The following is a 12,183-nucleotide window of genomic DNA, read 5'->3' on the forward strand; positions in this document are numbered from 1 at the left end:
CCTACGGCTGCGGCCTACTTGCTGACGTCGGTTCCAAAGTACTTCGTTGAAATCTCGGCAAGGGTACCATCGGCGCGAAGTTCGCTCAGGGCCTCATTTACCGCCTCGACGAGATCGGTGCTGCCCTTCTTGAAGGTGACAGCGCTCTCGGAGGTCTCCTCGGTTTCCGCCGCGATCTTGATCGAAGAATCCTTCGAGGTGTTCTGGTAGTCGAGGTAGGTCAGCTCGTCGTTGATCGTTGCGTCGACCCGGCCCTGCTGGAGGAGGGCAACCGACTGGGCCCATCCCTCGACGGCTTCGACGTTGGCGCCGCTCTCCTTGGCAAGTTCGTACCAGTTGCTGGTGAGCGACTGGGCGGTCGTCTTGCCGCTCAGGTCCTCGAAGGATTTGATTTCGTCGTTGTCGGCGCTCGTGACGATCACGCCGTTGCTGACGGTGTAGGGGTCGGAGAAGTCGTACTTCTTGGTGCGCTCCTCGGTGATCGACACCTGGTTGGCGATGGCGTCGAAACGGCCGGCTTCAAGCCCGGCGAAGATGGCATCCCACTGGGTCTCCTCGAACTCGACCTCGACGCCGAGCTTCTCGCCCACGGCGGTGATCACCTCGACGTCGTACCCGGTGAGGTCGCCGTTGCCTTCCTCGTGGAAACTGAAGGGCTTGTAGGTTCCCTCGGTGCCGACGGTAAGGACGCCGGCCTCCTGGATCTGCTCAAGGGTTGTGGGAGCCGCGTCGGATGCTCCACCGCTGGTTCCCCCTGCCCCGGGTTCGGACGAAGCCGAGCATCCGGAGACGGCAAGGGCCAGCGCTGCGGCGGTGCCGAGGAGGGACAGGCGGAAGGTCATGGGAAATCCTTTATGTCTCGCGGGTGGTCTGCTGGGCGGTCCGGCGGGCGGACTCCAGTAGTGCAACAACACTGCACCATTCCATTGTTCCGCGCTGCTGGCGATTCAATGTGACCTCGTATGTCGAAACTTTCCGGCGACCCTTGATCCTGCCCCCGAAATTGTGCCTAGGGCATACACGGTAAGACCGGGGGTGCCAGCGCCTAAGCTTGAAGAGGCTTAACGGAAGGCACCTGTATGAGCATGGAAGGCGCGGCCTGGAGTTCCCTTTACCGGATCTCGACCGCCAAGGACCGCACGAACAAATTCTCCAAGGAAACGCTGAAGCGTATCGTCGCGTTCGCAGTCCCCTACAGGGTGAAGCTCACGCTGTTCATTATCCTGTCGGTCGGCTCGGCCTTCCTCGCCGTGGCAACCCCGGTCCTCGCCGGGCAGGTCGTTGACGTCATCGTCGCCCGGGGCTCAACCCAGACTGTCATGTGGCTGGCCCTCGTCATCGCCCTGGTCGCGGTGGCTGACGCCGGCGTCAGCATGGCCACGCGCTGGTACTCGGCGAACATCGGCGAGGGCGTCATCCTCGACCTGCGCACAGCCGTGTTCAACCACGTCCAGAAAATGCCCATCGCCTTCTTCACGCGCACCCGCACCGGTGCGCTGGTCAGCCGGCTCAACAACGACGTCATCGGCGCGCAGCAGGCCTTCAGCGGCACCCTCTCCGGGGTGGTGAGCAACACTGTGGCGCTCGCGCTGACCCTCATCGTCATGCTGAGCACCTCCTGGCTGGTCACCATCCTCGCAATCGTGATGCTGCCGCTGTTCCTCGTCCCCGCACGCCGCATGGGCAGCAAACTCGCCGCGCTGCGGAGGGAGGCAGCCGACCACAACTCAGCCATGAGCACGCAGATGACCGAGCGGTTCTCGGCTCCCGGAGCCACCCTGGTGAAGCTGTTTGGCCGTCCCGACTCCGAATCCGAAGAATTCCGGGTCCGCGCCGCCCGGGTGCGTGACATCGGCGTGCGGATGGCGATGCTCCAGTACATCTTCTTCACGGCGCTGATGCTCGTCTCCGCGCTGGCCCTGGCACTTGTCTACGGTCTCGGCGGCACGCTCGCGCTCGGCGGCCAGCTTGAAACCGGTGAGGTTGTTACCCTCGCACTGCTCCTGACCCGCCTTTACGCGCCGCTGACGAGCCTCGCCAACGCACGGGTCGAGATCATGAGCGCGCTCGTCAGCTTCGAGCGGGTCTTTGAAATCCTCGACCTCGTGCCGCTGATCCGGGAAAAGGCCGATGCCCGGAACGTGCCGGGCGGGCCTGTCACGATCGAGTTCGACGACGTCCGATTCGCCTATCCTTCGGCCGACAAGGTTTCCCTCGCCTCCCTTGAAGAGGTCTCGACCCTCGACACCCGCGGCGGGGAGGAGGTGCTCCACGGCATCTCCTTCAAGATCCTGCCCGGCCAGACGGTTGCGCTCGTGGGCACCTCCGGTGCCGGAAAGTCGACGATCGCGCAGCTGCTGGCGCGCCTTTACGACGTCGACAGCGGCGCGGTGCGTCTGGCCGGTGTCGACGTCCGCGATGTCACCTTTGCCTCGATGCGCTCCACCCTGGGCATGGTGACCCAGGACGGGCACCTCTTCCACGAGACGATCCGCTCGAACCTGCGGCTCGCACGCCCCGAGGCGACGGAGGACGAACTGTGGGACGCCGTGCGCCGCGCCCGGCTCGAACCATTGCTGCGGTCCCTGCCCGACCAGCTCGACACAATGGTCGGCGAGCGCGGCTACCGGCTCTCCGGCGGAGAGCGCCAGCGCATGACAATCGCCCGCCTGCTCCTTGCCCAGCCGCGCGTCGTGATCCTCGACGAGGCCACGGCGGCCCTCGACTCGACGTCGGAGGCGGCCGTGCAGGCCGCGCTGACCGAGGCGCTCGAGGGCCGGACAGCGATGGTGATCGCCCACCGGCTCTCAACGATCCGCAGCGCCGACCTCATCCTGGTCATCGAGGACGGGCGAATCGCCGAACAGGGAACCCATGAGGAGCTGCTTGAGCGCAGCGGCCGGTACGCGGAACTGCACCGTACCCAGTTCGCAGTGGAGAAAACCGTGGCGCCGGACGAGGACCCCGACGTCCTCAGCGGAACCCGCGCTTCGACCTAGCCGGCGCAGGCGGTGCTCCGGCAAGCTCGACCAGGGCCGGAATCACGAACTCCGTCAGCAGCGGGGCGAGGTCGGTGCGCAGCCCTGGAGTGCGGAGGTCGAGCCAGCCGATTTCCTCGATCTCCGCGGCAGGGACAGGGGTTCCTTCGAGCGGGCACAGGAACACCGTGGCATCGATGAGGGTGTCGGTCTCGTTTGCTGCCGGCCCGTACCAGGTGCCAAGCAGGCCCAACCGCGGAGGGGGGACGGCAAGGCCCAATTCCTCCTGCAGTTCGCGCACCGCGGCGGCCGCCGCCGACTCTCCGGGTTCGAGCTTGCCCCCTGGCTGCATGAACAGGATGGTGCCGCGTTTGCGGACCAGGAGGAGGCGGCCGGCGCCGTCGAGCAGGCACAAGGCGGCGATTGTCAGAACCTGGTTCATTGCCGCCTCGGAGTTTCGGGCAGGACTGCCGGTGTAGCGCACTGCCCTTTTCGATCGTGGTGCCCCTGGCCGGAATCGAACCGACGACCTTCCCTTTAGGAGAGGGACGCTCTATCCTACTGAGCTACAGAGGCGGGGCGGACCTGAAACTTCGGACCGCCAAGCGGTTTTCAGCATACCTGCTCCCGCGCCCCAGGGGGAAAATCCGGGCCGGCATTGGCGCTTCGGAGAGGTTCCCGCATCATGCATGCGCCCAGCGGTTTTTGTTGCACTCCACGGTCTGGCCCTACCAATGTTGGGCAAAGTCCACAACGTGATTGCGGTCACGGGTAGGTTGCTGTTCATTAGAGGGATGGCAATTACCCACATACTCCCCAGAGCAGTAACCGACGAGGTCGGATGGCTTGCCGCTATCGACAACGCGATCAACTCGATCTTTGAGCCGATTACAACGGTTTTCTCGACGATCGTGTTCTTCCCGATCACGATCGGCGAAGTCAGTTTCCCGGCTGTCGTCGCCTGGCTAATCGCCGCGGGCGTCATCTTCACCATCTACTTCGGGTTCATTCAGTTCCGTGGCCTCAAAGTCTCCTATGAAGTGATCCGGGGAAGATACTCCGCCAAGGACGACCCGGGAGAGGTTCCCCACTTCCAGGCACTGACCTCCGCCCTTTCAGGAACGGTCGGACTCGGAAATATCGCCGGTGTCGGTGCCGCTATGGCCCTCGGCGGGCCGGGCGCCACCTTCTGGATGATCCTCGCCGGCCTGCTCGGCATGGCCAGCAAGTTCGCCGAGTGCACCCTCGGCGTGAAGTACCGCGAAGTCCATGAGGACGGTTCGGTCAGCGGTGGCCCGTTCAAGTACCTCCCCATCGCCTTCAGCAAGTTCGGGAAGATCCCCGCAAAAATCCTCACCGGCATCTTCGCCGTCGCCATCCTCATCTTCGGTGTCGCGGGCGGCAACATGTTCCAGGCCAACCAGACGTTCGCCCAGGTGCAGAACGTCACCGGTGGTGAGGACGGCTTCCTCGGCAGCGCCGGGGCCGCCCTGATCTTCGGTATCGTCCTTGCATTGCTCGTCGCGGCTGTAATCCTCGGCGGCATCAAGTCGATCGGCGCCACAACCAGCAAGCTCGTCCCCGCGATGGGCATCCTGTACGTGGTCTCCTGCATCCTCGTGATCCTCGTGAACATCGGCCAGGTTCCCGCCGCATTCGGCTCGATCATCCAGGGCGCATTTGCTCCCACAGGGCTCGCGGGCGGCATTGTCGGCGTCATGATCGTCGGATTTACCCGTGCGGCCTTCTCCAACGAGGCCGGCCTCGGCTCGGCAGCCATCGCCCACTCCGCTGTCAAGACCCGCCGCCCCGTCAGTGAGGGATTCGTTGCGATGTTCGAGCCGCTCGTCGACACGGTGATCATCTGCACCATGACCGCGCTTGCCATCATCATCGCCGGCGCTCCGAGCCTGCAGGCAGGCATCGACCAGGTTCAGGCAGGCGAGGGCGCACCCGACGGGGTGACCCTCACTTCCGACGCCTTCGCGACGGTCTTCCCCTGGTTCCCGATCCTGCTCGCCGTTGCGGTTGCACTCTTCGCCTACTCGACCCTCATCACGTGGTCCTACTACGGGCTGAAGGCCTGGGAGTTCCTCTTCGGCCGCGGCAAGACCTCGGAGGTGCTCTACAAGGTCATCTTCCTGTTCTTCACTGTCGCCGGCTGTGTGCTGACCTTCAGCCAGGTCATCAGCTTCGCCGACGCCGCACTGTTCGTCTGCGCCTTTGTGAACCTGCTTGGCGTATACATGCTGCTGCCGGTCATCAAGCGCGAAATGAAGGACTACCTCGCCGACCGCAAGAGCGGGAAGCTCGCAATGCTCGGCATCGAGCCCGAGGAGATGGAGCGTCCCCGGAGCTAACCCAGCCCGCCAACCAGTCTCCGGACCATTCACCCAGGCGCCCGCCGGCACTCAAGCCGGCGGGCGCCTCCGTGTGCTGGAACAGTCAGGGGGCCCGGTCATGCAGCCGGAAATACCGTCCGCGTGCCGACAGTCAGAGGCACCGCCTAGACTTGAATGCACCATGGATATGCTCTTCGACCCATACCCCGCCCCCTCACCCGCCGGATCGAAAAAATCAGGCAACAAGACCGGCAGCGGGGAAACCCCTTCATCCGATCCGGCGCTGGCGCATGCCCCGGTGCCCGGACCGAACGAAGCGCGGGCCGCGGAGCTCCTCAGCGGGTTGAACCCCCAGCAGGAAGAGGCCGTCCGGCACAGCGGCTCCCCGCTGCTGATCGTCGCCGGGGCAGGCTCGGGCAAGACCCGCGTGCTCAGCCACCGCATCGCCTACCTTCTCGCCACGGGGCGGGCACGGCCGGGAGAGATCCTCGCCATCACCTTCACCAACAAGGCGGCCGCCGAAATGCGCGAGCGCATCGAAGCGCTCATCGGCGACGTCGCCCAACGCATGTGGATCTCGACCTTCCACTCCTCCTGCGTGCGGATCCTGCGCAGGGAAGCCGCAAGCGTCGGCCTCAACTCCAACTTCTCGATCTACGACTCGGCCGACACGCTCCGCCTGATCACGATCGTCGCCAAGGGCCTTGACCTCGACCCGAAGCGATTCGCGCCGAAGGCGATCCAGCACAAGATCTCGGCGTTGAAGAACGAACTCATCGACGAGGAAACCTACGCCGGCTCGGTTGACTCCGGCGACCCCTTCGAGCAGGCGGTCGCCGAGGTCTACAAGGGGTACGCCCAGCGCATGCGCCAGGCGAACGCAATGGACTTCGACGACCTCATCGCCCAGACCGTCTACATGTTCCGTGCCTTCCCCGGAGTTGCCGACTACTACCGCCGCCGCTTCCGCCACGTCCTCGTCGACGAGTACCAGGACACCAACCACGCCCAGTACGCGCTGGTCCGCGAGATCGTCGGAGTTCCCGGAGAAACCACCGACTCGCCGGCGGAGCTGACGGTGGTGGGCGACTCGGACCAGTCGATCTACGCCTTCCGCGGAGCCGACGTGCGTAACATCGTCGAGTTCGAGAACGACTACCGGAACGCCCGGACCATCCTCCTCGAGCAGAACTACCGTTCCACGCAGACAATCCTCAGCGCAGCCAACGCCGTCATCTCCCGCAACCCGAACCGCCCCGAGAAGCGGCTGTGGACGGCCGAGGGCAACGGCGAAAAGATCGTCGGCTACGTCGGCGAAAACGAGCACGAGGAAGCCCGGTTCATCGCCGAGGAGATCGACCGCCTCCAGGATGAGGAAAACCTGCGCCCCGGCGACGTCGCGGTGTTCTACCGCACCAACGCACAGTCCCGCTCCATCGAGGAGATCCTCCTGCGGGTCGGCCTGCCCTACAAGGTGGTCGGCGGAACCCGCTTCTACGAGCGCAAGGAAATCAAGGACGCCCTCGCCTACCTTCGGGTCCTCGTGAACCAGGACGACGTCGTCAACCTGCGCCGCATCCTCAACGAACCCAAGCGGGGCATCGGTGACCGCGCCGAGTACGCGATCGCTGCCTTGAGTGAGCGCGAGCGGATCAGCTTCATGGAGGCGCTGCGCGCGGCGGACCGCGCCCCCGGCATGGCCACGCGCTCGGTGAACGCTGTTGCGCACTTCGTCAAGCTCATCGACGACCTCGCCGAGGTCGCCAGCAGTTCCGGGGCCTCCGCCGCCGTCGAGGCAGTGCTGGAGCAGACGGGCTACCTTGAGCAGTTGCGCACCAGCAACGATCCGCAGGACGAATCACGGGTCGAGAACCTCGCCGAACTTGTCGCAGTGGTGCGCGAGTACGAGCGGGACAACCCCGAGGGAACCCTCGGGGACTTCCTCGAGCAGGTCTCGCTCGTGGCCGACGCCGACTCGATCCCTGACGCGCCGGAGGGTTCGGTCGAAGAGGTTGAGAAAGCCGTAGCCGAGGCCCGGCGGCAGGGCGTGGTGACCCTGATGACCCTTCACACCGCCAAGGGGCTTGAGTTCCCCGTGGTGTTCCTCACCGGCATGGAACAGGGAATCTTCCCGCACCAGCGTTCGGCAACCGACCCCAAGGAACTGGCCGAAGAGCGCCGGCTGGCGTACGTGGGCCTCACCCGGGCCCGCCGGCGGTTGTACCTCACCCGGTCCGAGGTGCGGAGCATGTGGGGCCAGAGCCAGTACAACCCGGCGAGCCAGTTTGTTGCGGAAGTGCCCGACGAACTCATCGAGTGGAAGCGGGAAGGGGCATCCCTTCCGGCCTGGAACGCCAGTCCGACAAGCGGTCCACGGTTCAGCGGATCGTACTGGGGCGCAGGAGGTGCGGCGGGCGCAGCTCCCGCAGCGGCGAAGGCGATCGGCAGGGTGCAGCCGCAGAAGGAGGTCGTTTCGGTCGCGCCGGGGGACAGCGTCAACCATTCGACCTTTGGAAACGGAACGGTTGTCGCAGTCGAAGGCTCCGGCGACAAGACCGTCGCGAAGGTGCGCTTCGATGCGGGCGAAAAGCGCCTGCTCCTGCGCTACGCGCCGCTCACGAAGACCGCCTAGGCGGCCTCCAAGAGCAATAACCGAAAGGGCAGTTTTTCTACAACTCATAGAACTGTGGCCTTACTCACGAAACCGGTAGTCTGGAAAAGGCGCTCAGCGCCAAGGGACTACAGTTCCCTGTGTAAACCTACTTCGACGTAGAAGGACACCAGCCCGTGGACCTGTTTGAATATCAGGCGCGCGATCTCTTTGAGGCACACGGAGTTCCCGTGCTCGCCGGCATCGTGGCGCACACCCCCGAAGAAGCAAAAGCAGCAGCTGAAAAAATTGGCGGCGTCGTCGTCGTCAAGGCTCAGGTCAAGGTTGGTGGCCGCGGTAAGGCCGGCGGCGTTAAAGTGGCCAAGACCCCCGAAGAAGCAGAACGCTATGCCTCCGACATTCTGGGGATGGATATCAAGGGCCACACGGTACACACCGTGATGATCGCCCAGGGTGCCGACATCGCCGAGGAATACTACTTCTCCGTGCTGCTCGACCGGTCGAACCGCAACTACCTTGCCATGTGCTCCGTCGAAGGGGGCATGGACATCGAGCAGCTCGCCGTCGAGCGCCCCGAGGCCCTGGCCCGCGTCGCCGTCGACCCGGCCGTCGGTATCGACCAGGCCAAGGCGCAGGAAATCGTCGAAACCGCGGGGTTCGCACCCGAACTGCATGAAGGCGTCACCGCGACGATCCTCAAGCTGTGGGACGTGTTCGTCAATGAAGACGCAACCCTGGTCGAGGTCAACCCGCTCGTGAAGACCGGCAGCGGCGACATCCTGGCCCTCGACGGCAAGGTCACGATCGACGAGAACGCCGACTTCCGCCACCCCGACCACGCGGCACTCGAGGACAAGGAAGCAGCCGATCCGCTCGAGGCCAAGGCAAAGGCAAACGACCTCAACTACGTCAAGCTCGACGGCGAAGTGGGAATCATCGGCAACGGTGCCGGCCTCGTAATGTCCACCCTCGACGTCGTCGCCTACGCCGGCGAGTCACACGGCAACGTGCGCCCCGCCAACTTCCTCGACATCGGCGGCGGAGCCTCCGCCGAGGTCATGGCCGCCGGCCTCGATGTCATCCTCAACGACACCCAGGTCAAGAGCGTCTTCGTCAACGTCTTCGGCGGCATCACCGCCTGCGACGAGGTCGCCAACGGCATCGTCAAGGCGCTTGAGATCCTCGGCGACGAAGCCAACAAGCCCCTGGTCGTGCGCCTCGACGGCAACAAGGTGGACGAGGGCCGTGCCATCCTGCGCGAGGCCAACCACCCCCTGATCACCCTGGCCGACACCATGGACGAAGGCGCCGACAAGGCCGCCGAGCTGGCTTACGGAAAGTAAAGGTTCCAATGTCTATCTACCTGAATAAAGACTCAAAGGTAATCGTCCAGGGCATCACCGGCGGCGAAGGCACCAAGCACACCGCCCTCATGCTCGCCGCAGGCACGCAGGTCGCGGGCGGCGTCAACGCCCGCAAGGCCGGCACCACCGTCACCCACGGCGACGTCACCCTGCCCGTCTACGGCACCGTGAAGGAAGCTGTTGCGGAAACCGGTGCCGACGTCTCGATCGTGTTCGTTCCGCCGGCGTTCACCAAGGACGCCGTCGTCGAAGCGATCGAAGCTGGCCTCGGCCTCGTCGTCGTGATCACCGAGGGCGTCCCCGTGCAGGACTCGGCCGAATTCTGGGCCCTCGCCCAGTCCAAGGTTGACGCCGACGGCAAGCAGATCACCCGCATCATCGGACCGAACTGCCCGGGCATCATCACCCCGGGGGAGTCCCTCGTGGGCATCACCCCGGCGAACATCACGGGCAAGGGCGGCGTCGGCCTCGTTTCGAAGTCCGGCACCCTGACCTACCAGATGATGTTCGAGCTGCGGGACCTCGGCTTCTCCACGGCCATCGGCATCGGCGGCGATCCCATCGTCGGGACCACCCACATCGATGCCCTCGAGGCTTTCGAGGCCGACCCCGAGACCAAGGCAATCGTGATGATCGGCGAAATCGGCGGCGACGCCGAGGAACGTGCGGCCGAATACATCAAGGCCCACGTCACCAAGCCGGTCGTCGGCTACGTCGCAGGGTTCACCGCACCCGAAGGCAAGACGATGGGCCATGCCGGCGCGATCGTCTCCGGTTCGGCCGGAACCGCCCAGGCGAAGAAGGAGGCCCTCGAGGCCGCCGGAGTCAAGGTCGGCAAGAGCCCGTCCGAGACCGCCCGCCTGCTGCGCGAGGTCTACGCAACGCTCTAACGCCTGGCGCGTCGAAGCCCCCTGGGCCGCCCTTCTGGGCGGTCCGGGGGGCTTTTTCTCTTGGAGCCGAGCAGGGCCTGCCGGCTCGTCGGGGACAATGGGTCAATGACCACCACAACGCCGACCGATTCCCCCTATCTCATCACCCGGTCCAGGCTGATCGAAGCACCGGCGCAGCAGATCTTCGACGTGCTCGCGGCGCCAGGCCTGCACAGCGTGATCGACGGCTCCGACACGGTGCGCGGTGAACAGCCCAACGGGCCCGACCGCCTCTTCCTTGGCGCCCGTTTCGGTATGGAGATGAAAATCGGGGTGCGCTACAGGATCCTGAACCGCGTCGTCGAGTTCGACGAAGGGCAGCGCATCGCCTGGCGCCACTTCTCCCGCCACGTGTGGCGCTACACCCTCGAGCCCCGCGGGCAGGCGACCCTCGTCACCGAACAGTGGGATGCCCGGACGGTTCCCCTCAAGGTGCTGCTGCGCGTTGCCGGATATTCGCGCCGCCATCCCGGCAACATCGAGCGGACGCTCGAGCGCCTTGAGGAGTATCTGAGGACGAACCCCTGACGACCGGCCGGACGGCTCAGCCGACCGAGGTGCCGAAGAGCATGCCGAGGAGATAGGTCGCCGCGGCGGCACCGAGCCCGATGGCAAGCTGGCGCAGTGCGAGCTTCAGCGGCGAGGCGCCCGACAACAGGGCCACGACGGCCCCGGTCGCCAGCAGTGCGGCGCCGACGAGGATGCAGGACGTGACGACGGCAGCCATACCCGTCAGGCCCGCGAGGTAGGGAAGGATGGGGATTACGGCGCCCGAGGCGAAGAAGCAGAAGCTCGATGCCGCAGCGCCCAGCCCGGTGCCGACCTGCTCGTGGGCGTCCTCCGGTTCCTCGCCTTCGGGCTGCAGGGAGAAGCTCGGGTCACAGTCGCAGTCCGTGAGCCCCATCCGTTCCTCGGCGCGGTGGGTTGCCGCCTCGAGGGTCATTCCCCGGGCCCGGTACACCAGGACCAGCTCGTTCGCCGCGATATCGAGTTCCTTCGAGGCCGTCAGGGTGACCTGGGTGGGGCGGGTTGCCGAGAGCAGCTCACGCTGGGAGCGGACCGATACGTACTCGCCGGCTCCCATGGACAGCGCCCCTGCCAGCAGCCCGAAGAGGCCGCTGACAAGGATGACGGACGTTGAAACCCCGGTGGCGCCGATGCCCATGATGAGTGCAAGGTTGCTGACCAGGCCGTCATTTGCCCCGAAGACAGCGGCCCGAAAGTTTCCGGAGAGGCGGTTGCGCCCCCGGGTCGCCAGGGCGCGGACCACTTCCTCATGGATTTGTTCATCGGCCGCCATGGCGTTGGTCGCCGTGGGATCGCTCGCGTACGGTGAGCGACCTTCGGCGCGCTGGGCGAGTGCGAGGACGAAGACGGAGCCAAAGCGCCGGGCCAGCAGGCCCAGCACCCGGTTGCGCAGGGAGGGGCGCACGGGCTGTCCCGCAGCGTCACCCAACAGCCGGATCCAGTGGGCCTCGTGCCGCCCTTCGGCATCGGCGAGGGCAAGCAGGATGTCGCGTTCTTCACCGTCCCGGCGTCGGGCAAGGTCTCTGTAGGTCGCTGCCTCGGCACGCTCATCGGCGAGGTATTGACGCCACCTCTTGATGTCGTGGGGGCTCGGCCTTGGATGCGCGGCTGTCACTCGGGTACTCCTGCTCTTGACGTTCGCAGGCCGGGCGCGTGGAGCTCCGGCCTGCAACACGTGGACGTGTTGGGCCGAAGGTCTCGCTCGCCGCCGGTGGGCGGTGGACTGCCGGGCGGCTTAATTGGCGCCAGTATGTCGACAGGCCTCGTGGCGTGCCACCACGGAGCTACTCCCCTTCGCTTCTCCAAGTCTAACCTCTCCTCCACCGGTGGCTGATTCCTCGTGAGGTGGCGGGTGCCCCGCCGGAGGGGAACGCGGCCGGGGCGGCGGCATGCTGCAGAATGAAGGATTGGGTAGCTACCACGACGGCGGCA

At 65.5% G+C, this 12,183-nt stretch carries 9 protein-coding genes and 1 tRNA gene; 6 read left to right on the plus strand and 4 right to left on the minus strand.

Annotation, left to right across the window (positions count from 1 at the left end; all coding sequences use genetic code 11):
* Nucleotides 1-14 precede the first annotated feature (14 nt).
* The gene (locus AC4D2R_RS03435) at nucleotides 15-842 is read right to left on the minus strand and encodes an amino acid ABC transporter substrate-binding protein (protein ID WP_490937531.1); all 828 of its coding nucleotides are present in this window, start codon (nucleotides 840-842) and stop codon (nucleotides 15-17) included.
* A gap of 237 nt (nucleotides 843-1,079) precedes the next feature.
* Here AC4D2R_RS03435 and AC4D2R_RS03440 point away from each other — a divergent pair, with 237 nt between their 5' ends.
* Nucleotides 1,080-2,999, plus strand: a complete 1,920-nt coding sequence (locus AC4D2R_RS03440; protein ID WP_490937533.1) for an ABC transporter ATP-binding protein — start codon at nucleotides 1,080-1,082, stop codon at nucleotides 2,997-2,999.
* Here the strand turns inward: AC4D2R_RS03440 and AC4D2R_RS03445 are convergent.
* Both AC4D2R_RS03445 and AC4D2R_RS03450 read right to left on the minus strand, forming a co-directional pair.
* The gene (locus tag AC4D2R_RS03445; RefSeq protein ID WP_490937535.1) at nucleotides 2,974-3,420 is read right to left on the minus strand and encodes an NUDIX hydrolase; all 447 of its coding nucleotides are present in this window, start codon (nucleotides 3,418-3,420) and stop codon (nucleotides 2,974-2,976) included. The two genes, AC4D2R_RS03440 and AC4D2R_RS03445, sit on opposite strands and share 26 nt — an antisense overlap.
* Nucleotides 3,421-3,477: 57 nt before the next feature.
* Nucleotides 3,478-3,554, minus strand: a tRNA-Arg gene (locus AC4D2R_RS03450).
* Between the two features lie 218 nt (nucleotides 3,555-3,772).
* Between AC4D2R_RS03450 and AC4D2R_RS03455 the strand changes: the two genes are divergently transcribed.
* The 5 genes from AC4D2R_RS03455 to AC4D2R_RS03475 all read left to right on the plus strand — a co-directional run bounded on the left by AC4D2R_RS03455 (nucleotide 3,773) and on the right by AC4D2R_RS03475 (nucleotide 10,752).
* Nucleotides 3,773-5,338, plus strand: coding sequence for an alanine/glycine:cation symporter family protein (locus AC4D2R_RS03455; RefSeq protein WP_490937537.1), 1,566 nt, complete (start codon nucleotides 3,773-3,775; stop codon nucleotides 5,336-5,338).
* A 163-nt stretch (nucleotides 5,339-5,501) separates the two neighbouring features.
* Complete coding sequence (gene pcrA, locus AC4D2R_RS03460) at nucleotides 5,502-7,952, plus strand: DNA helicase PcrA (RefSeq protein WP_490937539.1); 2,451 nt, start codon at nucleotides 5,502-5,504, stop codon at nucleotides 7,950-7,952.
* A 155-nt stretch (nucleotides 7,953-8,107) separates the two neighbouring features.
* Nucleotides 8,108-9,274, plus strand: coding sequence for an ADP-forming succinate--CoA ligase subunit beta (gene sucC / locus AC4D2R_RS03465; protein WP_490937541.1), 1,167 nt, complete (start codon nucleotides 8,108-8,110; stop codon nucleotides 9,272-9,274).
* Nucleotides 9,275-9,282: 8 nt separating this feature from the next.
* Nucleotides 9,283-10,185, plus strand: coding sequence for a succinate--CoA ligase subunit alpha (gene sucD, locus AC4D2R_RS03470; RefSeq protein ID WP_490937543.1), 903 nt, complete (start codon nucleotides 9,283-9,285; stop codon nucleotides 10,183-10,185).
* A gap of 105 nt (nucleotides 10,186-10,290) precedes the next feature.
* Nucleotides 10,291-10,752, plus strand: a complete 462-nt coding sequence (locus AC4D2R_RS03475) for an SRPBCC family protein (RefSeq protein ID WP_490901657.1) — start codon at nucleotides 10,291-10,293, stop codon at nucleotides 10,750-10,752.
* Between the two features lie 16 nt (nucleotides 10,753-10,768).
* On the opposite strand, the gene AC4D2R_RS03480 is transcribed toward AC4D2R_RS03475, so the two are convergent.
* Nucleotides 10,769-11,866, minus strand: coding sequence for a VIT1/CCC1 transporter family protein (locus tag AC4D2R_RS03480; protein WP_490937545.1), 1,098 nt, complete (start codon nucleotides 11,864-11,866; stop codon nucleotides 10,769-10,771).
* Between the last annotated feature and the right edge of the window lie 317 nt (nucleotides 11,867-12,183).

Source organism: Arthrobacter sp. TJ-217 (genome assembly GCF_058269255.1).

What these genes read in the sequence shown, in the direction of transcription:
- AC4D2R_RS03435 (WP_490937531.1), bottom strand. Translation starts at nt 842, where the DNA reads ATGACCTTCCGCCTGTCCCTCCTCGGCACCGCCGCAGCGCTGGCCCTT.
- AC4D2R_RS03440 (WP_490937533.1), top strand. Translation starts at nt 1,080, where the DNA reads ATGAGCATGGAAGGCGCGGCCTGGAGTTCCCTTTACCGGATCTCGACC.
- AC4D2R_RS03445 (WP_490937535.1), bottom strand. Translation starts at nt 3,420, where the DNA reads ATGAACCAGGTTCTGACAATCGCCGCCTTGTGCCTGCTCGACGGCGCC.
- AC4D2R_RS03455 (WP_490937537.1), top strand. Translation starts at nt 3,773, where the DNA reads ATGGCAATTACCCACATACTCCCCAGAGCAGTAACCGACGAGGTCGGA.
- pcrA (WP_490937539.1), top strand. Translation starts at nt 5,502, where the DNA reads ATGGATATGCTCTTCGACCCATACCCCGCCCCCTCACCCGCCGGATCG.
- sucD (WP_490937543.1), top strand. Translation starts at nt 9,283, where the DNA reads ATGTCTATCTACCTGAATAAAGACTCAAAGGTAATCGTCCAGGGCATC.
- AC4D2R_RS03475 (WP_490901657.1), top strand. Translation starts at nt 10,291, where the DNA reads ATGACCACCACAACGCCGACCGATTCCCCCTATCTCATCACCCGGTCC.